Origin of the sequence: Streptomyces cacaoi (assembly GCF_006539165.1) — a bacterium.
Classification (GTDB): domain Bacteria; phylum Actinomycetota; class Actinomycetes; order Streptomycetales; family Streptomycetaceae; genus Streptomyces; species Streptomyces cacaoi.
The window spans coordinates 15,291-39,164 of record NZ_BJMM01000012.1; the positions used below are offsets into that span (position 1 = coordinate 15,291).

The window sequence follows — 23,874 nt, forward strand, 5'->3', positions numbered from 1 at the left end:
CTTCTGCTCTTCTCTCCGGTCGGCTGCGCTGCTGCATCGTGTCGCTGCGGAGTGTGACGGTACCTCCCGCCTCCATGTCAAACGGGAAAAGTCCACAACGCCACTCGAACGGTAACCCGACAACCAGGCATCACGCCCGCCCGAGGCCCGGCTGCATGTCCGGGCCCCGGCCCGCCGCACGGGCTGGGACCGGAGCCCGCGACCGTCCTGGACGCCGCCGCGCGCTACGCCCCGGCGGGCCCCTCGACCGGTTCCAGAAAGCCCTGTTCGACCAGCATCCGGATGGCGGCCGGCGTCCGCTCCCGCAACCGCGCCGGGTCCTCGCCGAGCAGCTGGCCGATGGCGTCCAGGATCCGCCCCGCGGTCATCGTCCCGTCGCACACGCCCGCGAACCCGGCGCCGACCGTGTCCACCGTCGTCGCCCGCCGCATGCCCCTGTTCTGACGCAGCACGACATACTCCGGATCCTCCGCGCCCGGCATCCCCACCTGCTCCTGCACCACCTCGTCGGCGAGCGTGAACCGGTGCTCCAGCAGTGCCGCGTCCCCCGTCCTGCGCAGGAAGTCCTGGCGCGCGAAGTGTTCCCGGACGACCTCGCCGAGCGGCTGTTCCACCGGGTGCGGCCACTCCTCGGCCAGCACCGCCTCGTGTTCCGCTTCCGTGCGCCGCAGGGTGATCCAGCCGAAGCCGACGGCCTTCGTCCCGCGCGCCTCGAACTCCGCCAGCCAGGCGTCGTACCGCGCCGCGTAGTCGGCCGGATCCCCGCGGTGGTCACCCGCGTCGCGCAGCCACAGCTCCGCGTACTGGGCCACGTCCTGCACCTCGCGCTGCACGATCCACGCGTCGCAGCCGCGCGGCACCCAGGAGGAGACGCGCTCGCGCCAGTCCTCCCCGTCGCGGTGCTCCCAGTTGGCCAGCATCTGGCACCAGCCGCCGGGCGCCAGATGGTCGACGGAGCGCCGCACCAGCGTCCGGCACAGCTCGTCCCCGGTCATCCCCGCGTCCCGGTAGGTGAGCCGGGCTCCCGGTGAGATCACGAACGGCGGGTTGGAGACGATGAGGTCGTAGGGCTCCGAGCCGGCGACCGGATCGAACAGCGAGCCCTCGCGCAGCTCCGGCTCCGGGACGCCGGACAGGGCGAGGGTGAGCCGCGCGAAGCGCAGGGCGCGCGGATTGACGTCGGTCGCGGTGACGTGCGAGGCGTGCGTGGCGGCGTGCAGGGCCTGGATGCCGGAGCCGGTACCGAGGTCGAGAACGCGGCCCACCGGGTCGCGCACGGTGATCCCGGCGAGCGTCGTGGAGGCCCCGCCGACGCCGAGCACGGCGCCCTCGGCAGGGGCCCGGCCGCCGCCGGGCCCGCCGCTGCCCGCCGAACCGATGCCGCCCGCGCCGCCGACGGCGCAGCCGAGGTCGGAGACGATCCACCAGTCCTGCTCCGCCGGACCGGAGTAGGGGCGCACATCGACCGTCGCGCGCACCTCGTCGGCCTGCGGCACCCGCTCCAGCCAGCCGTCGGCGAGCGCCTCCTCGGCCGGCAGGACCTCGCTCACCCGCGCGTACGGCACCGGCTGCTGGAGCAGGAAGAGCCGGACGAGGAGCGGCAGCGGGCCCTCGTCGCGGGTGGCCCGCAGCGCGGGCACCGTCTCGCCGCGGGCGAGCGCCGCGTAGGCGGGCGCGCCGAGGAGGTCCAGCAGCCCGTCGGCGGTGAACCGTGCGGCACGCAGAGCCTCCCTCAGTCGCCGGGTGCTCTCGTCTCCTGCCTGGGGAAGCGCTTCTGTACTCACGGCGCCCATTCTCCTCGGCCCGGCGGCCGGCCCGCGCCCGCCGCCCCGGCCGGATCACCCCGCGCCCCCGCGGGAGCGCGGGCGGGCCGGCCCCGCGGCATGCCCGGTGCGCCGTAACGGTCCTGACACGGGATCAGCGCGCACCCCCGCCCGACGCCGCCGGACAGACGAGGGCCCCGGCCCGTCGCATCCGCGAGAGGGCCGGGGCCGGGAGAGCGCGGGAGCGCCGCTCGCCGCCGCCTCGGCGGCCGGGGTCCACGCCCCGTCAGGACTTCTTGGCGCCGGGCTTCTTACGGCAGTCCTCCTGGTTGGCGACGGCCTCGCCGAGGTCGCCCTTCTGGAGGTTCTCCAGCGCCTTGTTCCCGCTCTCACCGAGCGTCTTGATCTGCGAGGCGACGTCCTCCAGGCCCTTGGAGAACTGGGCCTTGGCCTTGTCGTTGTCCGCCGTGCTCAGCGAGTCGATCTTCGTCTTCAGGCCCTTGTACTGGCTGGAGAGGCTCCGCAGTTCCTTGACGGCGTCCTTGCGGATCTTCGCTCCGCCGTCCACCGGCGGATCGCCCGCCTTGTCGATGGAGTTCGCCAGAGATCCGTACGCCGCGGAGACCTGCTGGAAGGCGGCCGAGTCGGTCTTCTTGACGTCGGCGCGGGAGTGCGTCTGGGGGGAAGCCTCGTCGATGGAGGCGTTCGCCTTCTGGATCTTCTGGACCTCGGGCCTGACCTTGTCGCAGACCTGCTTGGCCCAGGCGTCCGCCTTCTCGCCACTGTCGTCGCTGCACCCGGTCAGCGCGAGTACGAGTGCCGCACTGCCGGACAGCGCGGCCACAAGCTTCTTGTTCACCGGATCGGTCCCTTCCATGGCTGTTCGGCCCGGAACATACACGCCGGGGCGGGAGCCGCGACGAGCCGCACAATTCATCTGTCCGGGATTACAGCCATTTGCACCACAACGCACATCCCGACATTCCGGTCAGCAGTCACATGCGTTCCGGCTACACGGATCCCGGCACACGACGAGGCGGACGAGGCGCCAACGCGCCCCGCCCGCCCACGTGTTGAGCTGCACGGAAGCCGCCGTACCGGCCGCCGCGCCGGTCGCCGCCGGCTAGGAGGCGGCCACCGGATCGGAGGGCTTCGCCACCCTTTCGGTGTTGTCTTCCTCACCCACGGCGATCCCGCGCCGCTTGGAGAGGTACACGGCGCCCACGATGACCACGGCGGAGAGCGCCGCCACCGTCACCCGGACACCGACGCTCTGGTCCTGCCCGTAGCTGAACTTGACGACGGCGGGCGCGATGAGCAGCGCCACCAGGTTCATCACCTTCAGCAGCGGGTTGATCGCCGGGCCCGCGGTGTCCTTGAACGGGTCGCCGACCGTGTCGCCGATGACGGTCGCCTCGTGCGCCTCGCTCCCCTTGCCGCCGTGGTGCCCGTCCTCGACCAGCTTCTTCGCGTTGTCCCAGGCGCCGCCGGAGTTGGCGAGGAAGACGGCCATGAGCGTGCCGGCCCCGATCGCCCCGGCGAGGAACGCGGCCAGCGCGCCGACGCCCAGCGTGAAGCCCACGAAGATCGGCGCCATCACGGCGAGCAGCCCCGGCGTCGTCAGCTCCCGCAGCGCGTCCTTGGTGCAGATGTCCACGACGCGGCCGTACTCGGGCTGCTCGGTGTACGTCATGATCCCGGGCCGGTCCCGGAACTGCCGGCGCACCTCGTAGACCACCGAACCCGCCGACCGGGACACGGCGTTGATGGCCAGCCCCGAGAAGAGGAAGACCACCGCGGCCCCGAACATCAGCCCGACCAGCGTGCTGGGCTGTGCGATGTCGACGAGGTCCAGCATCTTGCCCGCGCTCTGCTGCGCCGTGTCCAGGGCCTTGCCCAACTCCGTGCGGTAGGAGCCGAACAGGGCCGCGGCGGCGAGCACCGCGGTGGCGATCGCGATGCCCTTGGTGATCGCCTTCGTGGTGTTCCCGACCGCGTCCAGATCGGTCAGCACCTGCGCCCCGGCGCCCTCGACGTCGCCGGACATCTCCGCGATGCCCTGCGCGTTGTCGGAGACCGGCCCGAAGGTGTCCATGGCGACGATCACGCCGACGGTCGTCAGCAGCCCGGTCCCCGCCAGCGCCACGGCGAACAGCGCCAGCATCACCGTGCCGCCGCCCAGCAGGAAGGCCCCGTAGACGCCGAGACCGATCAACAGGGCGGTGTAGACGGCCGATTCGAGCCCGATCGAGATACCGGAGAGCACCACCGTCGCCGGGCCCGTCAGCGAGGTCTTGCCGATGTCCCGCACCGGCTTCCGGTTCGTCTCCGTGAAGTAGCCGGTCAGCTGCTGGATCACGGCGGCCAGCACGATGCCGATCGCGACCGCCACGATCGCCAGGATCCGGGGGTCACCGCTGTGTCCCAGGATCTCCGGCGCGTCACTGCCCGAGACGCCCTTGAGATCCGCGTAGCTGGACGGCAGATACGCGAAGGCGGCCACGGCCACCAGCACCAGGGAGATCACGGCGGAGATGAAGAACCCGCGGTTGATCGCCGTCATCCCGCTCCGGTCCGCCCGGCGCGGAGCCACCGCGAACACCCCGATCATCGCGGTGATCACGCCGATCGCGGGGACGAGCAGCGGGAAGACGAGCCCGGAGTCGCCGAACACCGCCGTGCCGAGGATGAGCGCCGCGACGAGCGTCACCGCGTACGACTCGAACAGGTCCGCCGCCATACCGGCGCAGTCGCCGACGTTGTCGCCCACGTTGTCCGCGATCGTCGCCGCGTTGCGCGGATCGTCCTCGGGGATGCCCTGTTCGACCTTGCCGACGAGGTCGGCGCCGACGTCCGCGGCCTTCGTGAAGATGCCGCCGCCGACCCGCATGAACATCGCGATCAGCGCCGCACCGAGGCCGAAGCCCTCCAGCACCTTGGGCGCGTCGGCCGCGTAGACGAGCACGACGCACGCCGCACCGAGCAGCCCGAGGCCGACGGTGAACATTCCGACGACGCCGCCCGTGCGAAATGCGATCTTCATGGCCCGGTGCGAAACGGCGGTCAGATCCGCGGACACCGTTTCCTGCGCGGGAGTCGCCTCACGCGCAGCGGCAGCCACGCGCACATTGCTGCGCACCGCGAGCCACATACCGATATAGCCGGTGGCCGCCGAGAAAGCCGCACCGACCAGGAAGAACAGCGAGCGGCCGATCCGCTGTTTCATGTCGTCGGCCGGCAGGAGCATGAGCAGGAAGAAGACGACCACCGCGAATACCCCGAGGGTGCGCAGTTGTCGCGCCAGATACGCGTTCGCGCCCTCCTGCACCGCGGACGCGATCTTCTTCATGTTGTCGGTGCCTTCACCGGCTGCGAGCACTTGTCGTACCAGCACCACGGCGACGCCCAGCGCTGCCAGCGCGACGACCGCGATCACGATCGCGAGTCCGCGGTTGCCACTGGTCAGTTCTGCGGCATCAGCGAGGAGCCGGGGGTGGGAAAGTGGGCTGAGTTGCCCCGCCATTCGTCCTCCTTGACGTTTGGCACATGGGCGCGCGCAAGCACGCTCAGGCGTCCTGCTGCAAAGATGTGGACGGATTGTAGGGAGCGCCACTCGATCCAAACAGAGCACAGCAGCGGGAATTCGCCCCCACCGGCGAAGATCGGCCGCTTCCCCGGCCCGGTAATTCGCTCGCACGAGGGAAGCCGCAAATTCGGCTGACCCCGAAAGAATGATCTCCCAAATGATCAGGGGCCCGGGAAATCACCTGGTCAGAAATACGCCGGGAAGTGATCGGGAGATCACGAATATCCACCCGGAAGATCGAAGAAACGGGCGCAACAGCCCTCTTCCGTACCTCGCACCCACTCCCAGGGAGGGCGCGGAACGATCCCTTCACCCGTCACTCTCCCGGGGCTTCCACAGAGCCCGCGCACGGCCCCGCGCGAGGGCCTGGGGACGGAGAGGCCGCGAACGGCCTCACGGCACAGCCGGAGAGCCGCACGGCCGCCGAGAGGCGCGCCCGGGAAGTGGAGAGCAGCCGTGGGGGAACTCCGGGGCACGGAGCGCCGGTTGAAGCGATGAGGAACGCGGCCCGGAAGGGCCGGAGCCGCGGTGAGGGGGGAGCCGGGGGGCCGGCTCAGGGGACGAGGGACTCCGGAGCCGTCGGCCAGCTCATCCGGATGACGCCGCCGTTCTCGTCGGCGGACACCTCGACGTCGTCGACGAGCCCGCTGATCACCGCGAGCCCCATCTCGCCGTCGCCCTCGTCCTCCTCGGCGGTCGGCTCGGGGATCTCGCCCCGGGCGCCCGGCACGAGCGCACCCTCGGCCTCCGCGTGGCCGTTGCCGGTGCCGCCGGACGAGGAGAGGGGCGCGGTGCCGACGGAGGCGCCGGGCACGGAGAACCGCCGGTGCGGCGCCTCGTCGGCGACCTCGATGGCGAACTTCTTCTCGTCCTCGATCAGAGAGACCCGGACCGGGCCCTCGACGCCGTGCGCCATGTGCAGGCCGACGGCGCGGGTGCACGCCTCGCCCACGGCGAGCCGCACCTCGTCCAGCACGGCCTCGTCCACCCCTGAGCGCCGCGCCACCGCGGCAGCCACCAGCCGCGCCGTCCGGACGTGCTCCGGCAGCGGACTGAACAGGAGTTCAACGGTGGCCATGCCATCCCCCTCGGGTCTTCCCTCGGCTTCTGTGGGCCACCGCCCTCAGCGGGGCCCGAGGCCCGATGTGCCGCTGCCGGCACCGGGCTTCCGGTCGTCCGGTCCGCCGCCCCGCCCCGAAGGGCGGGCGACGACGCGGACTCGTCAGTCGGTGGCCGCGACGGCCTCGTCGACGGACGGGTGGATCGGGAACACCTTGGTCAGCCCAGTGATACGGAAGATCTTGAGAATGCGCTCCTGGTTGCAGACCAGGCGCAGGGAGCCCTCATGGGCACGCACCCGCTTCAGCCCGCCGACGAGCACGCCGAGGCCGGTGGAGTCGAGGAAGTCGACGCCTTCCATGTCCACGACGAGGTGGTAGCTGCCGTCGTTCACGAGCTCGACCAGCTGCTCACGCAGCTTGGGCGCGGTGTATACATCAATCTCGCCACCGACCTCGACGATCGTGCGATCGCCTACGGTACGGGTCGACAGGGACAGGTCCACAGATCCTCCAGCACCTTGCTATCGAGCGGTCAGCCCCCTCGGTTCTCCCTCCCCCTGCCTGACGGAGAGAGGTGCCCCCAAAGGCAGGGGACGGATCGGCAGCCGCAGAGGCATCCAATCACTTACCACCAGGCGAGTACGACGCCTTGCGGCCATTGTCCGCCTCGCCGGTGACACACTCGGTACCGATGGCCAACGAACAGCGCACCCAGCCCGCGGACGCTACCGGGCGGGCCGAGCCGGACCGCTCGGTGCCCCGTAGCGACCCTCGCGCTGTGCTCGCTCGGCTGGCCAGGGGGTCGGACCGCGCCGAGCGCATCACTCATACGGAGCACTTGCCCCCGCGGAACGGTCGCCATGCAGACTGGCCCGGCCAGATCCGGCCCGAAGTGATCGAAGCCATTCGCGCCGCGGGCATCGGCCGTCCCTGGGAGCACCAGGCACGCGCCGCGGAGCACGCCATGAACGGCGATTCCGTGATCATTGCCACGGGCACCGCCTCCGGGAAGTCCCTCGCCTACCTGGCCCCCGTCCTCAGCCGCCTGCTCGACGGCTCCGAGGCGCCGAACGGCCGCGGAGCCACCGCGCTCTACCTGGCCCCCACCAAGGCGCTCGCCGCCGACCAGCGCCGCGCCGTCGCCGGCCTGGCCCGCCCCCTCGGCACCTCCGTGCGGCCCGCCGTGTACGACGGCGACACCCCCGTCGAGGAACGGGAGTGGGTACGCCTGTACGCGAACTACGTCCTCACCAACCCGGACATGCTGCACCGCGGCATCCTGCCCGGGCACTCCCGCTGGTCCTCCTTCCTGCGCGGCCTGCGCTACATCGTCATCGACGAATGCCACACCTACCGGGGCGTCTTCGGCTCCCACGTCGCACAGGTCCTGCGCAGGCTGCGCCGGGTGTGCGCCCGGTACGGCGCGTCCCCCGTCTTCCTGCTCGCCTCCGCCACCGCCGCCTCGCCCGGCGAGGGAGCCGCGCGGCTCACCGGCGTACGGCACGTCGAGATCACCGAGGACACCTCTCCGCGCGGCGAGACCGTGTTCGCCCTGTGGGAACCGCCGCTCACCGACCTGGAGGGCGAGCGGGGCGCCCCCGTGCGGCGCACCGCCACCGCCGAGGCCGCCGAACTCCTCACCGAACTCGCGCTCCAGCAGGTGCGCACCGTCGCCTTCGTCCGCTCCCGGCGGGGAGCCGAGCTGATCTCCCTCATCGCCCAGGACCGGCTCTCCGGCGTCCCCGCACCCCGCGCCGCGCACCCCGACGACCGCAGGGACGACCACGTGGACGACCGCGTGGACGACCGCGTGGACCCCTGGGACCTCGGCCCGGCGGAGACCGCGGCCACCCACGACAGCGGCACGACCGACGCCCTGCCCCGGGCGGCCACGCCCCACGACCGGTCCGCCGACGCCGGCCTCGGTAACGGGGTCGTGCCCGGCGCCGACGGCGGGCTCGGTGCCGAAGCCGCCCGGGGTGCGGACGGAGCGCCGCGGAGCGCCGGCGCCTGGCGCACGCCGGATGCGCCCGGGACGAACGGTGCGGGCGCGTCCGGCGCGGGTGCACCCGGTGAGCACGCGCTCCGTGCGGGCGCCTCGCAAGCCGGCGCGAGCCTCCTGGCGGGGGACGGCCTCCCCGGGATACGGCGGCGGGGCCTCGCCGGACGGGTCGCCGCCTACCGGGGCGGATACCTGCCCGAGGAACGCCGCGCCCTCGAACGGGCCCTGCACACCGGTGAGTTGCTCGGTCTCGCCGCCACCAACGCACTCGAACTGGGCATCGACATCTCAGGGCTCGACGCCGTCCTGATCACCGGCTATCCCGGGACCCGTGCCTCGCTCTGGCAGCAAGCCGGCCGGGCCGGACGCAGCGGCCAGGGCGCGCTGGCCGTGCTGATCGCCCGCGACGAGCCGCTCGACACCTATCTCGTCCACCATCCCGAATCCCTCTTCCGTACACCGGTCGAATCCACCGTCCTGGACCCGCACAATCCGTACGTCCTCGCCCCCCATCTGTGCGCGGCAGCAGCCGAGATCCCGCTCGCCGAGGCCGACTTCGAGCTCTTCGGCCCGGAGACCGGACAACTGCTGCGGAAGCTGGAAGAGCGCAAGCTGCTGCGCCGCCGCGGCTCCGGCTGGTACTGGACCCGTAAGGAACGCGCCGCCGACCTCACCGACATCCGCGGCAGCGGCGGCAAACCCGTCCAGGTCGTCGAGGAGGGCACGGGCCGGCTCCTCGGCACCGTCGACGCCGGAGCCGCGCACACCACCGTCCACGAAGGCGCCGTCCACCTCCACCAGGGGCGGACCTATGTCGTCCGCCGGCTCGACCTCGACGACGCCGCCGCGCTCGTGGAGGAGTCGAGCCCGCCATGGACGACCATGGCCCGCGACACCACGGCGCTGGCCATCCTGGACACCGAGGCCGAGGTGGCCTGGGGCGAGGCACGCCTGTGCTTCGGATCCGTCGAAGTCACCAACCAGGTCGTCTCCTATCTGCGGCGCCGACTCGTGACCGGCGAGGTGATGGGCGAGACGAAGCTCGATCTGCCGCCGCGCACCCTGCGCACCCGGGCCGTGTGGTGGACGGTCACCGAGGACCAGCTCGATGCCGCCCGCATCGACCCCGACATCCTCGCCGGCGCCCTGCACGCCGCCGAGCACGCCGCCATCGGGCTGCTTCCGCTCTTCGCCACCTGCGACCGGTGGGATATCGGCGGCGTCTCCATCGCCCTCCACCCGGACACCCTCCTTCCCACTGTCTTCGTCTACGACGGGCAGCCCGGCGGCGCGGGCTTCGCCGAACGCGGCTTCCACACCGCCAAGGAGTGGCTGACCGCCACACGGGACGCCATCGCCGCCTGCGAGTGCGAGGCCGGCTGCCCGTCCTGCATCCAGTCCCCCAAGTGCGGCAACGCCAACGACCCCCTCCACAAACGCGGAGCCGTCCGCCTCCTCACCGAACTCCTCAAATCCGCCCACTGAGCCGTCCCCGGCAACCTCCGCCCCTTCCGCCTCCGCGCCCGTGAACTCCCCCTCTCTCGCGAGAGCCCTGCCTGACCGGCTGCGCCCGGAGAGCTCGACAACTGCCTCAGCTGGATGACCCGACAGCTGCCTCAGCTCCGTGACTCGGCGGCTACCTCAGCGCGGTGGCTCGTCAGCTGCCCCACCTCAGGCTCGTCGCGCCGCATGTCCCTCACGCTCCACTTCCGCAACCTTCCGACTCCGGCCTCCGCACCGCGCCCATCACCGATCCACTGGCCACCACTCCGCCGGACGGCACACCGCCCCGCCGACGTCAGTTCGCCTGCCGCACGTCAGCTGGTGACGGCTTCACCCGGCAACCTGGGCCGCCCAACTCCCGCCCAGCGCGAGCCGGTTGCCGGGCCGAACCGGCGCCTGAGACGTCCCCGTTCAGGACCAGGCCGAGTGCGCCGACCACCCTTGCCGCTCGGTCGGCCCCGGAGAGGAAGGCGGGCAGCTGCGGCCCGATTCCCGTGCGAGCCGAGCCACGGGAATCGACCGGAGGCCCACATCCGTCGCACCGGCGTCATGGGCCGCCCTCCGCCCGCAGTGGCGCGTGCCCGGCGGGGCCCGCGCGGGAGCGGACCTGGGCGGTCAACGGGCCGCGGGTGACCCGGGCGTCAAGGTCGACGACGGTGCCGCGCAGGGCGCAGCGGGTCACTCGGGCGTGCTGGGCCCGGGCCACCTTCCGGGCCGTGGCACAGGCCCGGCGTTCGCCGTCCGGGGCCCGGTGCGCGGCCGCCAGGGCCGCCAGATCGGCGGCTCCACCGGCCCGATGGCGTACCGCCACGGCCTCCCCGTAGGCCAGCAACGCCCCGAAGACCGCGCACAACGCCGTGGCCACGACGGCGGCCCAGACCGTCGCCGAGCCGTCGTCCACTCCCGGACGGCCGCGCGTCCGGCGGCGCTTCGCGCCCCGCCCCGGCGGCCGGCCGTGGGCGGTGGCCTCCTTCCGCGCCGCTGCCCGGCCGAGCGGTCTGCCCGGGCCGGGGGCCGCGGGGGCGCCTGCGCGCCAGGGCCCGCGCGACCTTCCGGGGCTCCGCCGCTCACCGCGCAGCCGCGCCGTCCGTCTCGGCTGTGCCCTTGCCTTGCCCGATCGGGTCCGTCCACCCCTCATCTGCTCTCCTTTCGTCGAGGGCCACGGCTTCGGCCCGGATTTCCACTGCCAGCGGGCCCGGCCCGGCCGTGCGTGCCCGGACCCCGACCCGGACGAGTCCGCCGGTCCGCCCGACGCTGAGCCGTGCGCCCGATGGGGCCGTCTCCCGGACGGCCTGCTCGACCGTCGCCGCCGACTCGCCCCGGGCAGCGGCACGCGCCCCGGCACGGGCCGCGTCCACGCACTGGATGCGCTGGACCGCCGCCGCCAGGCCCCACAGCAGCGCGCCCACCAGGGCGACCAGCAGCGGAACGACCACCGCGGTCTCGGCTGTCACGAACCCGGCGCCGGCGTCTCTTCGTCGGGGACGGGCTGAGACGGCTGTCCGGGGGTGCCCACCGGGCAGGTCAGAACGGGCCATCGAGCGACCGCTCGATGAGGCCCTCAAGCGCCCCGGTGACGGTGTCGCCGGTGACGATCTTGTAGAGGACCACCGCGAAGCTGACCGCCGCGACGGTGCCGACGGCGTACTCCGCCGTGCTCATCCCCCGGTCACCGTCGGCATCGAGGCCCACCGCACACCTCAGCCGCCTTCTTGTCCGCAGCCGGACCCACCACGCCCGCCTGCCGACTTCTTCCCCGATCACGAACACTCCTGCCTCCTCAGTCGGTTGCTGTCGCCAAGGGCGCCGAAGGCGTCCTCGGGGGCCGCGGGTGCGTCCGAGTTCCCACCGCGGACCGCTGCCGTGCGCCACAGGGCTACGGCGGTTCACCACAGGGACCGGGCGATCCCCAGCACGACCGGAGCCACTCCGATCGCCAGGAACGCCGGCAGAAAGCACAGGCCGAGCGGGCCGGTCACCAGCACGGCCGCCCGTCTCGCCCGGCCGGAGGCCGCGCGGGCGCGCTCCGCGCGCAACTCCGCCGCCAGCCGGGAAACGGGCTCCACCGCGGGCACGCCGGACGCCTCCGCACGTGCCATGCAGCGGGCCAGCCGGACGGCGCCCGGCCGTTGCCCGAACGCGTCCCAGGCGACCGCCGGTTCGGCACCGAGCCGCAGTTCGGTCGCCACCCGCTTCAGCCGCGCACCCGCCGGTCCGTCCAGGGAGTCCCCGACGGCCGCGGCCGCGCGGTGCGGGCCCGCACCGGCCGCCAGGCACGCCGCCACCAGCTCGGCCACCAACGGGAGTTGCTCCTCCAGCCGCCGCTCCTCCTGGTCTCCCGACGCCGCCGCTTCCCGCGCGGCGTGCCGGCGCAGCCAGCCGAACGCCAGGACCGCGCCGAGCACCCCTGCCAGCAGCCCGGACATGCCGCCCAGCAGGAGGGCTCCGCCGAGTGCCACGCCCGCGGCCGCGAGCCCGTCCCGGGCTCTTCTCCGTCCGATACGGTCCAGACAGCCGCGCATGATCTTGCTCATCGGCGGTCCGGCTTCCGCCTCCGGCCGGCGCCCGACGAGGACGCCGTCCCGCCGTCTGCGGGCGCCCCGGTCGGCGCGGACGGCGAGGACCACCTCGCAGACGGCAAGGAGCACCGCCGCCACCGCGATGGTTGTCCACAGGCTGGGGACAACCGATCGGCTTCCGTCCCCGGCCGCTGCCTCCATCAAGTGCCCCGTGGGCCATGCCCCCTTCATCGGCGCCCACCTGCGGGCTCAGCCGCGCCCTCGGCGCCTCGGACGATGCGTGCGACCCAGGCCAGCCCGGCTGCTTCGAGCAGGGCCCCGGCCGCCAGACAGGCCAGCCCGGCCGGGCTGTGCAGCAGGACGTCCAGGGGCCGGGCGTCCATGGCACCGCCCAGCAGCAGCCCGACCACGGGCAGCAGGGCCAGCGCGACGGCGGTGGACCGTGGCCCGGACAACTGGGCGCGCAGATCCTCGCGTTGGTCCCGGACGGTGCGCACGGCCGCGCCGACCCGGTCGAGACCCGAGGCGAGCCCGGCGCCTCCCTCGACGGCGACCTGCCAACAGGCCGCCACGCCGGACAGCCCCTCGCCTCCCGGCCGTCTCGCCGCGTTCCGCAGCGCGGCCGGGACGTCACCGGCGAACCTGGCCGCCGCCAGCAGCGCGGCACCGGCTTCACCGAAGCGCTCCGTCGTCTCCGCCGGCGCCGCCAGCAGTGCCGCCTCGGGCTGCCGACCGGCCCGCAACTCCCCGGCCATCGCGGCGCACAGCTCCACGACGGCGGCTTCCCTGGCCCGCGCCTCCCGCACCGCCCGGCGGCGCAGCAGCAGCCTGCGGACCAGCGGCACGGCGGCGATTCCGAGCAGAAGGGGAATCCAGGAGGCCCCGAGCACCGCCAGAAGCAGCGCACCGGGCAGGCACCACCATTCGTGCCCGGCCCGCCCGTCGAACCGGCGCCGGAGTGCCAGGCTCCAGTTCCTGAGCCGGTCGGGGAGTTGCGGCAGGCCGCGGCCCACCGGTTCGGCCCCGTCGGCCAGCAGCAGCCGCGCCCGCCCCGGCGGGTCTCCGGCCCCCGCCATCAGCCAGGCCGCGGCTCCCGCGCAGACCATGGCCGCATACGCGGAGTACGCCACCGGGCCCGCTCCCGGGATCACGCCGTCGGTCGTCATGTGCCCCGCCCCTCGGCCGCGGCGGGCCCGGCGTACCGCACATCGCCGTCGTTCCGATCACCGTCGTTCCGTCGGCACAGGGTCTCCAGCCGGGCCCAGCCCCGCTCCGGCACGAAGCCGCACGCGGTCCGCCGGCCGCCCCCGCGCGGCCCGGCCCACACCGCCGCCGGAACGGTGGTGACCAGCCCGTCGCCGTCCCGCTCCAGGACGTGGATCTGGGCGATCCGTCGCAGCCCGGCCGCGTCCCGCACGAGATGGACGACGACATCCAAAGCAGCCGCCAACTGGCTGTGCAGGGCGGCGCGGTCGAGTCCGGCCGTGGCCGCCAGGGCCTCCAGCCGGGCCGGGACGTCCGCCGCGGCGTTCGCGTGCACCGTCCCGCAGCCGCCTTCGTGGCCCGTGTTCAACGCCGCGAGCAGGTCGGTCACTTCGGGGCCGCGCACCTCGCCGACGACCAGCCGGTCCGGCCGCATCCGCAGCGCCTGCCGCACGAGGTCCCGCAGATCGACCCGGCCCGCGCCCTCCTGGTTGGCCGGGCGCGCCTCCAGCCTTACTACGTGCGGGTGTTCGGGGCGCAGCTCGGCGGAGTCCTCGGCGAGGACGAGGCGTTCGCGGCGGCCGGCCAGACCCAGCAGCGCGGACAGCAGCGTCGTCTTCCCCGAGCCCGTTCCTCCGCTGACGAGGAAGGACAGCCGTGCGTCCAAGACGGCCCGCAGCAGCCTCTCCCCGCCCGGTGGCACCGTCCCGGCGGCGACCAGTTCCTCCAGTGTGAACGCCTTCGGGCGCACCACCCGCAGGGACAGACAGGTCGAGCCCACGGCGACGGGCGGCAGGACGGCGTGCAGCCGGGTGCCGTCCGGCAGGCGGGCGTCGACCCACGGCCGTGCGTCGTCCAGCCGGCGGCCTGCCGACGTCGCCAGCCGCTGCGCCAGGCGCCGGACGGCCGCGGCATCGGCGAAGCGCACACCGGTCCTTTCGAGGCCGCTCCCGCGGTCGACCCAGACCTCGGAAGGCCCGGTCACCAGGACGTCCGTGACCTCGGGATCGGCGAGAAGGGGCTCCAGGGGCCCGGCGCCGACCAGTTCGGAGCGCAGCGCCTCGACCACGCCCAGCACGGCCCTGTCGCCGAGCAGCCGCCCCCTGGCCCGCAGCGCCGCGGCGACCCGGGCGGGCGTCGGCTCGGCACCCGACTCGGCGAGGCTCCGCCGTACGTCCTCCAGCAGCGCGGCTCCGATGTCCAGCGCGGTTCCGCGCGCCTGCCGCGCCCGGGGCACGGCGGGCACGGGGCGCCGCCCCGGTGCGGGGTTCCGCGCCGTTCCGTTCGGGGTGCTCATGCGGCCACCTCTCCCCCGTGCCGTGCCCGCGCCCAGAACTCCCGGCAGAAGCGGGCCAGGGCACCGTCCTTGTCGTGGCCGGGCGGCAGCCCCCGCTCGACGTCGTGCAACAGCCCCTGCTCCCAGGGGAGTTCTCCGACGAGCGGCAGACCCAGCAGCCGGGCCACCTCTTCGTCGTCCAACCCGGGTGTGTAACCCCGCCTGCCCTCCGGCCCGGCGGGGGCGCGGACCACGGCCCGCAGGTCCCGCACCACCAGCTGTGCCCGCGTCACCATGCGGTGTGCGGCGGCCACGGCCCGCAGTTCCGCCGGGACGACGGCCAATCCGAGATCGAGCTGCACGAGGGCCTCGGCGACCGTCTCGTCCACCTGGCGCGGCAGATCGACGACCACGACCCCGCCGCGCCGTCTCGCCGCGGCGAGCACGGACTTCATGGCGTCCGCGGGCACCACCACGCAATCGCCCCTGTCCCAGCTGAGGACGCTCAGGTCGTGCGTCGAGGGGAGGGAGTCGGCGAGCGCCGAACCGCCCACGCGCCCGCGGGATTCGGCGAACGCGGGCCAGCGCAGTCCCTCCGCCCGCTCGGCGCCCAGCAGCACGTCCAGCCCGCCGCCGAGCGGATCACCGTCGACGAGCATCGTGCGTTCCCCCTCGCGCGCCGCGGTGACCGCCAGCGCGCACGCCAGGGTGGAGGCGCCCGCTCCGCCCCGGCCGCCGACCACACCGACCGTGAGTGCCGGTCCGGTCACCTCCTCCGAGGCGTCCGCGATGCGGCCGGCCAGCCAGCTCTCCGCGTCTGGCAGCATCACCACGGCCTCGGCGCTGATGCGGGCTCCGCGCTCCCACACCCCCGGATCGTCCATGTCTTTCCCGACCAGCAGGACTCCGGGCCGGCGCAGCACCCCGCCACCGCTCCCCGCGGCCGCTCCGGGGAAGCCGGGGGATCCGGCGCAGTCGTCGCCGACGAGGACGAGCGGTGCGTGCTCCCAGGATCCGGCCCCGCTCCAGGCCGCCCACCCCGTACCGCCTGCCGGGGCTCCGTGTGCCACGTGCACTTCGACGCCGGCGGCTGCGGAGAGTCGCAGGAGGTCATCGAGGAGCTCGTCGTCCTCGGTGACAATCAGAATGTTTTCGGCCATGATCCCAACCCCCTTCACATGTCATGCACTCGCTTCCGCAAACACCTGCGGAGGCGGTCGGGAATCAGGATGTGGCGCTCCGGAAAAACGCGGGGATCATGCTCCGAATCTGTGGACAAGCCGGCGCCTGTGAATAACTCCCTCACCCATACCGGTGACTTCCGGAGAGCAGCGCCTCGATTACGGTGCGTTACAGGGTGCGACGGGCGGCAGAAACCGCCACGAAGATCAGAAAAGCCGCCGACCGCGGCCCTCGGAGTGAGAAAAAGCCTCCGGACATGCGACGACCCCCGCCGGGGGGGAGAGCGGGGGTCGTCTCCACGGCCGACTCGGGGGGGGGAGGAGTCGGGCCGGGTTAGCACGGTCGCGAACGATCCGTGACTTCCATGGTGTACCCGAGAGCCTTCTCAGGCAAACCCACGCGCCCCACCTTACGCCGAATGGTTGGCGCCTATGCTCGGACCCGTGGAAAACGTCCCGATGCCCCGCACTGCTGCCTTCTTCGATCTGGACAAGACGGTCATTGCGAAGTCGAGCACGCTCACCTTCGGCAAGCCCTTCTATCAGGGTGGCCTGATCAATCGCCGCGCAGTGCTACGGACCGCATACGCGCAGTTCGTATATCTCCTCGGCGGCGCGGACCACGATCAGATGGAGCGGATGCGCGCATACCTGTCGAAACTGGTGCGCGGCTGGGATGTCCAGCAGGTACGGGAAATCGTCGCGGAGACGATCCACGGTGTCATCGATCCGATCATCTACGACGAGGCGGCGTCCCTGATCGAGGAGCACCATCTCGCCGGCCGCGACGTGGTCATCGTGTCCACCTCGGGCGCCGAGGTCGTCGAGCCCATCGGCGCGATGATCGGCGCCGACCGCACCATCGCGACCAGGATGGTCGTCGAGGAGGGCCGCTTCACGGGCGAGATCGAGTACTACGCCTACGGCCCCACCAAGGCGGAGGCGATCCGCGAGCTGGCCGCGGCGGAGGGGTACGACCTGGCCCGCTGCTACGCCTACAGCGACTCCGTCACCGATCTGCCGATGCTGGAGGCGGTGGGCAGCCCGCACGCCGTCAACCCGGACCGGGCCCTGCGCAAGGAGGCGGCCTCCCGCGGGTGGCCCGTCCTGTCCTTCTCGCGGCCCGTACGGCTGCGGCAGCGGATCCCGTCGTTCTCCCTGTCGTCCCGGCCCGCGGTCGCGTTCGCCGCCGTCGCCATGGGCGCCGCGATAGCGACAGCCGGGGTCGTCTGGTTCAACAGCCGCCGGCAGACGCGCCCGCACGGCGGTGACGGACTGCGGGCTTCCTAGCCACGGCGGACCGGCCGCGGGCGCACGGGGAGCACAGCGGTCCGGCACACCGCACCGCAGGTCGCACAGCTGTCGCCGATCGGGGCCCAGCGGGAGAGTTCCGCAGCCCGTTATGCCCGTATTTGACGGGAAAAGTAAAGTTCTGTGCCGACCTCTTCCGGTCGGTCCCGCCGTTCGGTACAAAGGAGTTGACGGCCCGCGAGACCAACGGCATCCGAGAGGATCCCGTTACTCAAGGCCCCACGGACCGCCTCGCATGAATACCGGGCACCCACGCGACGCGAAGCCCGCGGATCGGGCAGGTCCCAGCAGGGAACGGGCAAAGAACCGCCCTGATGGACAGGATTCGGTTGCACGCACTGGTAACCCGGTGGACATGCCGGCGGCGACTCCATCCTCACGGTGGAGCCGCCGCATTTTCGCGCCCTGGACTCCTGGGTTCGGGGCCGCCGCAGCTGTACCGGTCGAAAAACTGCCACAGCTGTGCCGGTTCAGCAGAAGGCCACAGCTGTGCCGGTTCACAGGAGGCTGCGGACTTCAGGCGGCCCCGCGCTGCATCGCCTCGCAGACCGCGGTGCTCTCCCTCGCCCCCAGCTCGACAGCCCTGCCGCAGAAGGCGATCCAGGCGGACATCCCCTCGGGGGTGCCGGAGGCGTACTGCCGCAGCGCCTCCAGATACGCCTCGCCGCCCTGCTCGCCGGCGCCGACCTCGGCAGGGCAGACGGCCTTCGGGTCGAGTCCACTGCCCACGAGCACGATGCGCTCGGCGGCCCGGGCGACCAGCCCGTTGTACGAGCCGAAGGGGCGCAGCACCTGGAGTTCGCCGTGGATGACGGCGGCGGTCACCAGCGCCGGCGCGGACGACACCCCGGTGACCAGGCCCACGAGCCCGTCCAGCCGGGCAGCGACCTCGTCGGCGGCCGGCAGCTGCAAGCCGAGATCCGGGCCGTGCACCCGCTCACCGGCACGGCGCGGGCGCCCGACCGTCTCGTCGGGTGCGGCACGCCCGGCTCCCACCAGATGCAGCCGCGCCAGCACCCGCAGCGGCGACTGCGGCCAGATGTCCAGCAGCTGACCGGCTTCCGCGGTGACCCGCAGCGCCGCGCCCACGGTGCGCGGCTCCCCCTCGACGCCGAAGTCGCTGCGCCGCCTGACCTCCTCCAGCGCCCAGTCGGCCCCCTCCAACGCGGCCGACGACCGGGCTCCGCGCAGCGCCGCCTCCGCGCTGACCTCGCTGCTGCGCCGCCGCATGACACGGTGCCGGTACACGCGGTCCACCGCCTTGCGTACGGACTCCACGGCCTCCGGTACGCCGGGCAGCGCGGCGAGCGGGGCCAGCGGGTCGGCCGGCGTACCGGCCGCCGTCGTGCCGTCGGCGGAGTGGGCGGAGCCTCGGGAGCTACTCATGGGTACGACCCTACGCACACCGCAGCACCACGTTCGAGTGGTCTTCTTCACGCGCAGGTTCGGAGCACCCCGTCCGCACGCCTACTCTTTTGAACATGAAGATCGCTTTCGTAGGCAAGGGGGGCAGCGGCAAGACGACCCTGTCCTCGCTGTTCATCCGCCACCTCGCCGCACGCGGTACGCGCGTCGTCGCCGTCGATGCCGACATCAACCAGCACCTGGGGGCCGCACTCGGACTCTCGGAGGAGGAGTCGGCCGCGCTGCCCGCCATGGGAGCGCACCTTCCGCTGATCAAGGACTATCTGCGCGGCGCCAATCCGCGGATCACCTCGGCCGAGACGATGATCAAGACCACGCCGCCCGGCGAGGGTTCACGTCTGCTGCGGCTCGGTGAGGACAACCCGGTCTACACCGCGTGCGCCCGGAACGTCCCGCTGGACGGCGGACCCGTCCGGTTGATGGCCACCGGGCCGTTCACCGAGTCCGACCTCGGTGTCGCCTGCTACCACTCCAAGACGGGCGCGGTGGAGCTGTTCCTCAACCATCTGGTGGACGGGCGCGAGGAGTTCGTGGTCGTCGACATGACGGCGGGCAGCGACTCGTTCGCCTCGGGGATGTTCACCCGCTTCGACATGACGTTCCTGGTCGCGGAGCCCACCCGGAAGGGGATCTCCGTGTACCGCCAGTACAAGGAGTACGCACGGGACTTCGGCGTGCCGCTCAAGGTCGTCGGGAACAAGGTGCACAGCGACGACGACCTGGAGTTCCTGCACGAGGCCGTGGGCGACGACCTGCTCGTGGCGGTCGGGCACTCCGAGTGGGTGCGCGCCATGGAGAAGGGCCGCGGCCGCCCGTTCGCCGAGCTGGAGGGCTCCAACTCCCGTGCGCTGGAGACGCTGTACGAGACGGCGGACGCGGTGTATCCGCAGCGGGACTGGGAGCGGTACATGCGGCAGATGGTCCACTTCCACCTGCGGAACGCCGAGAGCTGGGGCAACACCAGGACGGGCGTCGACCTGGCGGCGCAGGTGGACCCGTCGTTCGTGCTGCGCGAGGAGGCGGCGCCGCAGCCGGTCTGACGGGCCGCCCGGGCCCCGGTTCCCGCGCAGCCGGAACGGGGCCCGGACACAGCCTTTTGCGTTTTCCTCGCCCTGCTGTGCCCCCCTTTGCTTTCCTCGCCGGTCAGTGCGCCTTGCCGAGTGCCCGTGCCCCCTCCGCGCCGGCGGAGTGCGCGCGGCCGAGGTAGGAGCGCCAGCCGCCCGGGGGCTTCTCGCCGACGCCGAGTGAGCGCAACTTCTCCAGCGTGCGCGGGTCCTGAGCGTCCAGCCAGTCCACGAGCTGCCGGAAGGAGACGCAGCGCACCTCCTTCTTGCGGCAGACGGTCTTCATGACCTCTTCGACGGCGTCCATGTAGATGCCGCCGTTCCAGTCCTCGAAGTGGTTGCCGATGATCATGGGCGCCCGGTTCGTGGTGTAGGCGCGGCGGAACCCCTGGAGCAGACCGTCGCGCATCTGGCGTTGCCAGGCGGGGCGCTTGGCCGGGTCGCCGTTGACGGTCCCCGACTGGTTGGCCAGGAAGTTGTAGTCCATCGAGAGCGTCTCGAACTTCCGCCCGGGCATGGGGACCTGCTGGAGGGGGAGGTCCCAGAGACCCTTGCGCTTGTCGGGCCAGACCTGGGTGCCGTTGCCGGAGGAGTCGTAGCGGAAGCCCATCTGGCGCGCGGCATCCAGCAGGTTCTGCTGGCCCTCCAGGCAGGGTGCCCGGCCGCCGACCATCTCGTGCGTGTAGTTGAAGGGCAACGGCTTGGCGTCCTCCCAGCCCGTCGTGGTCTTCCAGTTCTCGACGAACCAGCGGGCCTGGCGGATCTCGCTCTTCCACTGCTCGACGGACCAGTCGCCGACACCGCCGGGGCCGCAGAAGTGGCCGTTGAAGTGGGTGCCGATCTCATGTCCCTCCAGCCAGGCTTTGCGCACCTGCTTGAGCGTGGAGCGGACGTTCTGCTTCTTCAGATAGCCGATGTCCGAGGCGCCCTGCTGGTGACCGGGTGGGGAGTAACGTTTCGCCTCCTTTTCCGGAAGCGCGTACACGCCGCTGAGGAAGAAGGTCTGGGCGGCGCCGTACTTCCTTCCGGCCTCGCGGAAGCGGGAGAAGAGCCGCTTGCTGTCCTCACCCGCTCCGTCCCAGGAGAAGACGACGAACTGCGGGGGCTTGCGGCCGGCCAGCTTGCGCGGGTGCGGCTGGCGCGGCTGCCGGCCCGTGAACGCCGTCGAACCGTCACCGATGAGCCGGACCTTGCTGTGCGGCGGCGCCTCGGGCGCCGGCTGCGGGGCGCCGTCCGGCCGGTCCGCCGCCCCCCCGGAGCATCCGCTGACGACCAGGGCCAGGGCCAGCGTCGTCGTCCCCGCCAGCGGTGCGGCGGTTCGTCTTCGCGTAGCTGTCATCGCGCACCTCGTCCTCTCGCGAGTCCGCCGGCCGCGAACCGGACCGGCAGTACGTGCGCACCAAAAGTTCCATAAGCCTTAAAAACGACAAATACGACAAGCAGACTTCCCCGGCCGTTCACTCGATGGGCGGAAGCAGGCCGCGGAGCGCCGCCTCGCCCTTCTACGGCTCTTTACTCCGCATTACGCTCGCTTTACTGATGCTTGGGAGTAATCAGACGGTCACGCACCGTGCCATCCAGCGAAGGAGACACGATGTCCGCCTGCACCCCGCTCCGGGACGGTGAGCCCGAGCCCGACCGCCCCCGAGGAACCGGCCGGGGCCGGTCCTCCGAGAAACCCGGCCGTCCCGCAGGTCAGAGGCGCGGAGCACGGGGGCGGTGGGCTGCCGATCTCGCGGCCTCCCTCACCGTCTTCCTGATCGCCCTGCCCCTCTCGCTCGGCATCGCCCTGGCCGCCGGAGCCCCGTTGCAGGCCGGTCTGGTCGCCGGGGCCGTGGGCGGGCTGGTGTGTGCCTGGCTCGGCGGCGCCCCGTTGCAGATCACCGGGCCCGCAGCCGGGCTGACCGTCATCACGGCGGAGCTGATCCAGACGTACGGGTGGCGTGCGACGTGTGCGATCACGGTCGCGGCCGGGGTCGCACAGATCGGGCTGGGGTGTCTGCGGATCGCGCGGTCCGCACTCGCCGTGAGTCCCGCGATCGTGCACGGCATGCTCGCCGGGATCGGCGTCACCATCGCGCTCGCTCAGCTGCATGTGATGCTCGGCGGCGAGCCCGACAGTTCGCCGCTGACCAATGCGCTGGAGCTGCCGGAGAGGCTGGTCGCCGTGCAGCCGGCGGCGCTGTCCATCAGCCTGCTGACCGTCTTCGTGCTGCTCGCGTGGCCCCGGCTCACGCGGCGCGGCGGGCCGGGCGGCCGCCTGGCGGGGAAGGTGCCCGCCGCGCTGGTGGCCGTCGGGCTGGCGACCGCGGCCTCGGTGCTCGGTGACATGCGGCTGCCGCGGGTCGAGTTGCCGTCCTGGAGTGCGCACGCGCTGCCCGCGCTGCCGGACGGGCCGCTGCTCGGGCCGGCCACCGCTGTGCTGACGCTGACTCTGGTCGCCAGCGTGCAGGCGTTGTTGTCCGCCGTCGCGGCCGACAAGCTGGCTGCGCAGCGCAACGACGGCCGGGTGCCGCGCAGCGATCTGGACAAGGAGCTGCGGGCGCACGGCGCGACGAACATCGTCTCGGGGCTGGCCGGCGGGCTGCCGGTCACCGGTGTGGCGGTGCGCACCAGCGCGAACATCGCGGCGGGCGCCGTCAGCCGCAACTCCGCGCTGTTGCAAGGGCTGTGGGTCCTGGTGGCCGCCGGGCTGCTCGTCCCGCTGCTGGAGTGGATCCCGTTGGCGGCGCTCGGTGCGCTGGTGATGGTCGTCGGCGTGCGGATGGTGAACCTCACGCACATCAGGGCGGTCAGCCGGCACCGCGAGGCGCTGGTGTTCGGGGCCACGCTGGCCGGGGTCGTGCTCATCGGCGTACTGGAGGGCGTCGGCATCGGGATCGGTGTGGCCGTGGCCGTCGCGCTGCACCGGCTCGCGCACACCCGGATCCAGGCGGACGACGACGGCGGGGCCGGAAGCGGGGAGCCTCTGCGGATCGTCGTGCGGGGGCAGTTGACGTTCCTGGCCGTTCCGCGGCTGAGCCGGGCGCTGGCCCGGGTGCCCGAAGGCGCGGATGTGGTGGTGGAGTTGCGCGGCACGTTCATGGACCACGCGGCCTACGAGGCGCTGGAGGACTGGAGCGCCACACACCGGGCCTCGGGCGGCGGGGTCGAGGTGGTGAACGGCGCGGGGCGGCAGTTGGCCGAGCCGTCCGCGGCGCACACCTGTACGCCGTGGATGCCGTGGCGCAATCACCAGTGCACGCGCCCGGAGGGCGGGGAGCCGGCGCACACTCCGCGGCGCGGTCAACTCCTGGGCGGGGTCGGCAACTTCCAGCGGGCGACGGCGCCGCTCGTGCGCGAGGAGCTGGCACGGCTGGCCGAGGAGGGGCAGCGGCCCTCGCACCTCTTTTTGACCTGCGCGGACTCCCGGCTGGTCACCAGCATGATCACGTCCAGTGGGCCGGGCGACCTCTTCACCGTGCGCAACGTCGGCAATCTGGTGCCGCTGCCCGGTCAGGACGCGGGGGACGACTCCGTCGCCGCGGCCATCGAGTACGCCGTCGACGTGCTGGAGGTCGAGTCGGTGACCGTGTGCGGGCACTCGGGGTGCGGCGCGATGCAGGCGGTGCGCGGCAGCACCGGCGGTCCGGGGGACGCGGCCGGTTCGCTGGGCCGGTGGCTGCGGCACGCCCGGCCGAGTCTGCGCCGGCTGGGAGCGCCGGACCGGCCCGTTCCCCGGCTGGCCGACCGGGAGACGGCCGACGAGCTGGAAGCGCTGTGTCTGGCCAACGTCGTCCAGCAGCTCGAACATCTGACGGCGCACGCGTGCGTGGCACGGCGCGTCGGCGCGGGGAAGCTCGAACTGCACGGCATGTACTTCCACGTGGGCGAGGCGCAGGCGTATGTGCTGGATGTCGAGGGGACGGACGTGGACCGTGCGGTCTTCCGTGCCGTGCGGCCCGGCCGGGCCGTGGGCTGAGCCGGTGGCGGGGGGCCGA

General features: G+C 72.7%; 18 protein-coding genes. 4 read left to right on the forward strand and 14 right to left on the reverse strand.

The window, feature by feature from the left end:
- Positions 1-224: 224 nt before the first annotated feature.
- The 5 genes from SCA03_RS13920 to bldG form a co-directional block, all read right to left on the reverse strand.
- Complete coding sequence (locus tag SCA03_RS13920; protein WP_086815308.1) at positions 225-1,793, reverse strand: DUF7059 domain-containing protein; 1,569 nt, start codon at positions 1,791-1,793, stop codon at positions 225-227.
- A 256-nt stretch (positions 1,794-2,049) separates the two neighbouring features.
- Positions 2,050-2,622 (reverse strand): small secreted protein, encoded by a 573-nt coding sequence (locus SCA03_RS13925; protein WP_037849723.1) that lies wholly within the window; start codon positions 2,620-2,622, stop codon positions 2,050-2,052.
- A gap of 264 nt (positions 2,623-2,886) precedes the next feature.
- The gene (locus tag SCA03_RS13930; protein ID WP_030886584.1) at positions 2,887-5,286 is read right to left on the reverse strand and encodes a sodium-translocating pyrophosphatase; all 2,400 of its coding nucleotides are present in this window, start codon (positions 5,284-5,286) and stop codon (positions 2,887-2,889) included.
- Between the two features lie 616 nt (positions 5,287-5,902).
- A complete protein-coding gene (locus SCA03_RS13935; RefSeq protein ID WP_030883081.1) occupies positions 5,903-6,427 on the reverse strand; it encodes an ATP-binding protein in 525 nt (174 codons plus the stop codon).
- Positions 6,428-6,571: 144 nt separating this feature from the next.
- Positions 6,572-6,913: an anti-sigma factor antagonist BldG gene (gene bldG, locus SCA03_RS13940; protein WP_030883084.1), complete on the reverse strand. Its 342-nt coding sequence runs from the start codon at positions 6,911-6,913 to the stop codon at positions 6,572-6,574.
- A 188-nt stretch (positions 6,914-7,101) separates the two neighbouring features.
- Here bldG and SCA03_RS13945 point away from each other — a divergent pair, with 188 nt between their 5' ends.
- The gene (locus SCA03_RS13945) at positions 7,102-9,897 is read left to right on the forward strand and encodes a DEAD/DEAH box helicase (RefSeq protein ID WP_249400455.1); all 2,796 of its coding nucleotides are present in this window, start codon (positions 7,102-7,104) and stop codon (positions 9,895-9,897) included.
- 565 nt (positions 9,898-10,462) lie between these two features.
- On the opposite strand, the gene SCA03_RS36150 is transcribed toward SCA03_RS13945, so the two are convergent.
- The 7 genes from SCA03_RS36150 to ssd form a co-directional block, all read right to left on the reverse strand.
- Positions 10,463-10,816 (reverse strand): Rv3654c family TadE-like protein, encoded by a 354-nt coding sequence (locus tag SCA03_RS36150; protein WP_141275406.1) that lies wholly within the window; start codon positions 10,814-10,816, stop codon positions 10,463-10,465.
- Between the two features lie 166 nt (positions 10,817-10,982).
- A complete protein-coding gene (locus SCA03_RS13955) occupies positions 10,983-11,369 on the reverse strand; it encodes a TadE family type IV pilus minor pilin (RefSeq protein ID WP_230988660.1) in 387 nt (128 codons plus the stop codon).
- A gap of 70 nt (positions 11,370-11,439) precedes the next feature.
- Complete coding sequence (locus SCA03_RS36795) at positions 11,440-11,874, reverse strand: DUF4244 domain-containing protein (protein ID WP_268932849.1); 435 nt, start codon at positions 11,872-11,874, stop codon at positions 11,440-11,442.
- Positions 11,802-12,572, reverse strand: coding sequence for a type II secretion system F family protein (locus SCA03_RS13965; RefSeq protein ID WP_230988662.1), 771 nt, complete (start codon positions 12,570-12,572; stop codon positions 11,802-11,804). Before SCA03_RS13965 ends, SCA03_RS36795 begins: the two co-directional genes overlap by 73 nt.
- Before the next feature lie 89 nt (positions 12,573-12,661).
- Complete coding sequence (locus tag SCA03_RS13970; RefSeq protein ID WP_030883103.1) at positions 12,662-13,600, reverse strand: type II secretion system F family protein; 939 nt, start codon at positions 13,598-13,600, stop codon at positions 12,662-12,664.
- Complete coding sequence (locus SCA03_RS13975) at positions 13,597-14,934, reverse strand: TadA family conjugal transfer-associated ATPase (RefSeq protein ID WP_141275408.1); 1,338 nt, start codon at positions 14,932-14,934, stop codon at positions 13,597-13,599. Before SCA03_RS13975 ends, SCA03_RS13970 begins: the two co-directional genes overlap by 4 nt.
- Positions 14,931-16,073 carry a septum site-determining protein Ssd gene (gene ssd, locus SCA03_RS13980; RefSeq protein WP_086817327.1) on the reverse strand — a complete coding sequence of 381 codons (1,143 nt, stop codon included), beginning with the start codon at positions 16,071-16,073 and terminating at the stop codon, positions 14,931-14,933. Before ssd ends, SCA03_RS13975 begins: the two co-directional genes overlap by 4 nt.
- Positions 16,074-16,526: 453 nt before the next feature.
- Between ssd and SCA03_RS13985 the strand changes: the two genes are divergently transcribed.
- A complete protein-coding gene (locus SCA03_RS13985; RefSeq protein ID WP_030883110.1) occupies positions 16,527-17,384 on the forward strand; it encodes an HAD family hydrolase in 858 nt (285 codons plus the stop codon).
- A 537-nt stretch (positions 17,385-17,921) separates the two neighbouring features.
- Here SCA03_RS13985 and SCA03_RS13990 read toward each other — a convergent pair.
- Positions 17,922-18,791: a Fic family protein gene (locus tag SCA03_RS13990; RefSeq protein WP_051846025.1), complete on the reverse strand. Its 870-nt coding sequence runs from the start codon at positions 18,789-18,791 to the stop codon at positions 17,922-17,924.
- Positions 18,792-18,886: 95 nt separating this feature from the next.
- Here SCA03_RS13990 and SCA03_RS13995 point away from each other — a divergent pair, with 95 nt between their 5' ends.
- Positions 18,887-19,870: an ATP-binding protein gene (locus tag SCA03_RS13995; RefSeq protein ID WP_030883115.1), complete on the forward strand. Its 984-nt coding sequence runs from the start codon at positions 18,887-18,889 to the stop codon at positions 19,868-19,870.
- A gap of 103 nt (positions 19,871-19,973) precedes the next feature.
- On the opposite strand, the gene SCA03_RS14000 is transcribed toward SCA03_RS13995, so the two are convergent.
- Positions 19,974-21,233: a polysaccharide deacetylase family protein gene (locus SCA03_RS14000; protein WP_170297844.1), complete on the reverse strand. Its 1,260-nt coding sequence runs from the start codon at positions 21,231-21,233 to the stop codon at positions 19,974-19,976.
- Positions 21,234-21,488: 255 nt separating this feature from the next.
- Here SCA03_RS14000 and SCA03_RS14005 point away from each other — a divergent pair, with 255 nt between their 5' ends.
- Positions 21,489-23,855: a SulP family inorganic anion transporter gene (locus SCA03_RS14005; RefSeq protein ID WP_086817383.1), complete on the forward strand. Its 2,367-nt coding sequence runs from the start codon at positions 21,489-21,491 to the stop codon at positions 23,853-23,855.
- The last annotated feature ends 19 nt before the right edge of the window (positions 23,856-23,874 follow it).

Coding starts and splice junctions, on each gene's coding strand:
- SCA03_RS13990 (WP_051846025.1), bottom strand. CDS start 18,791: ATGAGTAGCTCCCGAGGCTCCGCCCACTCCGCCGACGGCACGACGGCG.
- SCA03_RS13975 (WP_141275408.1), bottom strand. CDS start 14,934: ATGAGCACCCCGAACGGAACGGCGCGGAACCCCGCACCGGGGCGGCGC.
- ssd (WP_086817327.1), bottom strand. CDS start 16,073: ATGGCCGAAAACATTCTGATTGTCACCGAGGACGACGAGCTCCTCGAT.
- SCA03_RS13945 (WP_249400455.1), top strand. CDS start 7,102: ATGGCCAACGAACAGCGCACCCAGCCCGCGGACGCTACCGGGCGGGCC.
- SCA03_RS13970 (WP_030883103.1), bottom strand. CDS start 13,600: ATGACGACCGACGGCGTGATCCCGGGAGCGGGCCCGGTGGCGTACTCC.
- SCA03_RS14005 (WP_086817383.1), top strand. CDS start 21,489: ATGTCCGCCTGCACCCCGCTCCGGGACGGTGAGCCCGAGCCCGACCGC.
- SCA03_RS13935 (WP_030883081.1), bottom strand. CDS start 6,427: ATGGCCACCGTTGAACTCCTGTTCAGTCCGCTGCCGGAGCACGTCCGG.
- SCA03_RS13930 (WP_030886584.1), bottom strand. CDS start 5,286: ATGGCGGGGCAACTCAGCCCACTTTCCCACCCCCGGCTCCTCGCTGAT.
- SCA03_RS13920 (WP_086815308.1), bottom strand. CDS start 1,793: ATGGGCGCCGTGAGTACAGAAGCGCTTCCCCAGGCAGGAGACGAGAGC.
- SCA03_RS13995 (WP_030883115.1), top strand. CDS start 18,887: ATGAAGATCGCTTTCGTAGGCAAGGGGGGCAGCGGCAAGACGACCCTG.
- SCA03_RS14000 (WP_170297844.1), bottom strand. CDS start 21,233: ATGACAGCTACGCGAAGACGAACCGCCGCACCGCTGGCGGGGACGACG.
- SCA03_RS13985 (WP_030883110.1), top strand. CDS start 16,527: ATGCTCGGACCCGTGGAAAACGTCCCGATGCCCCGCACTGCTGCCTTC.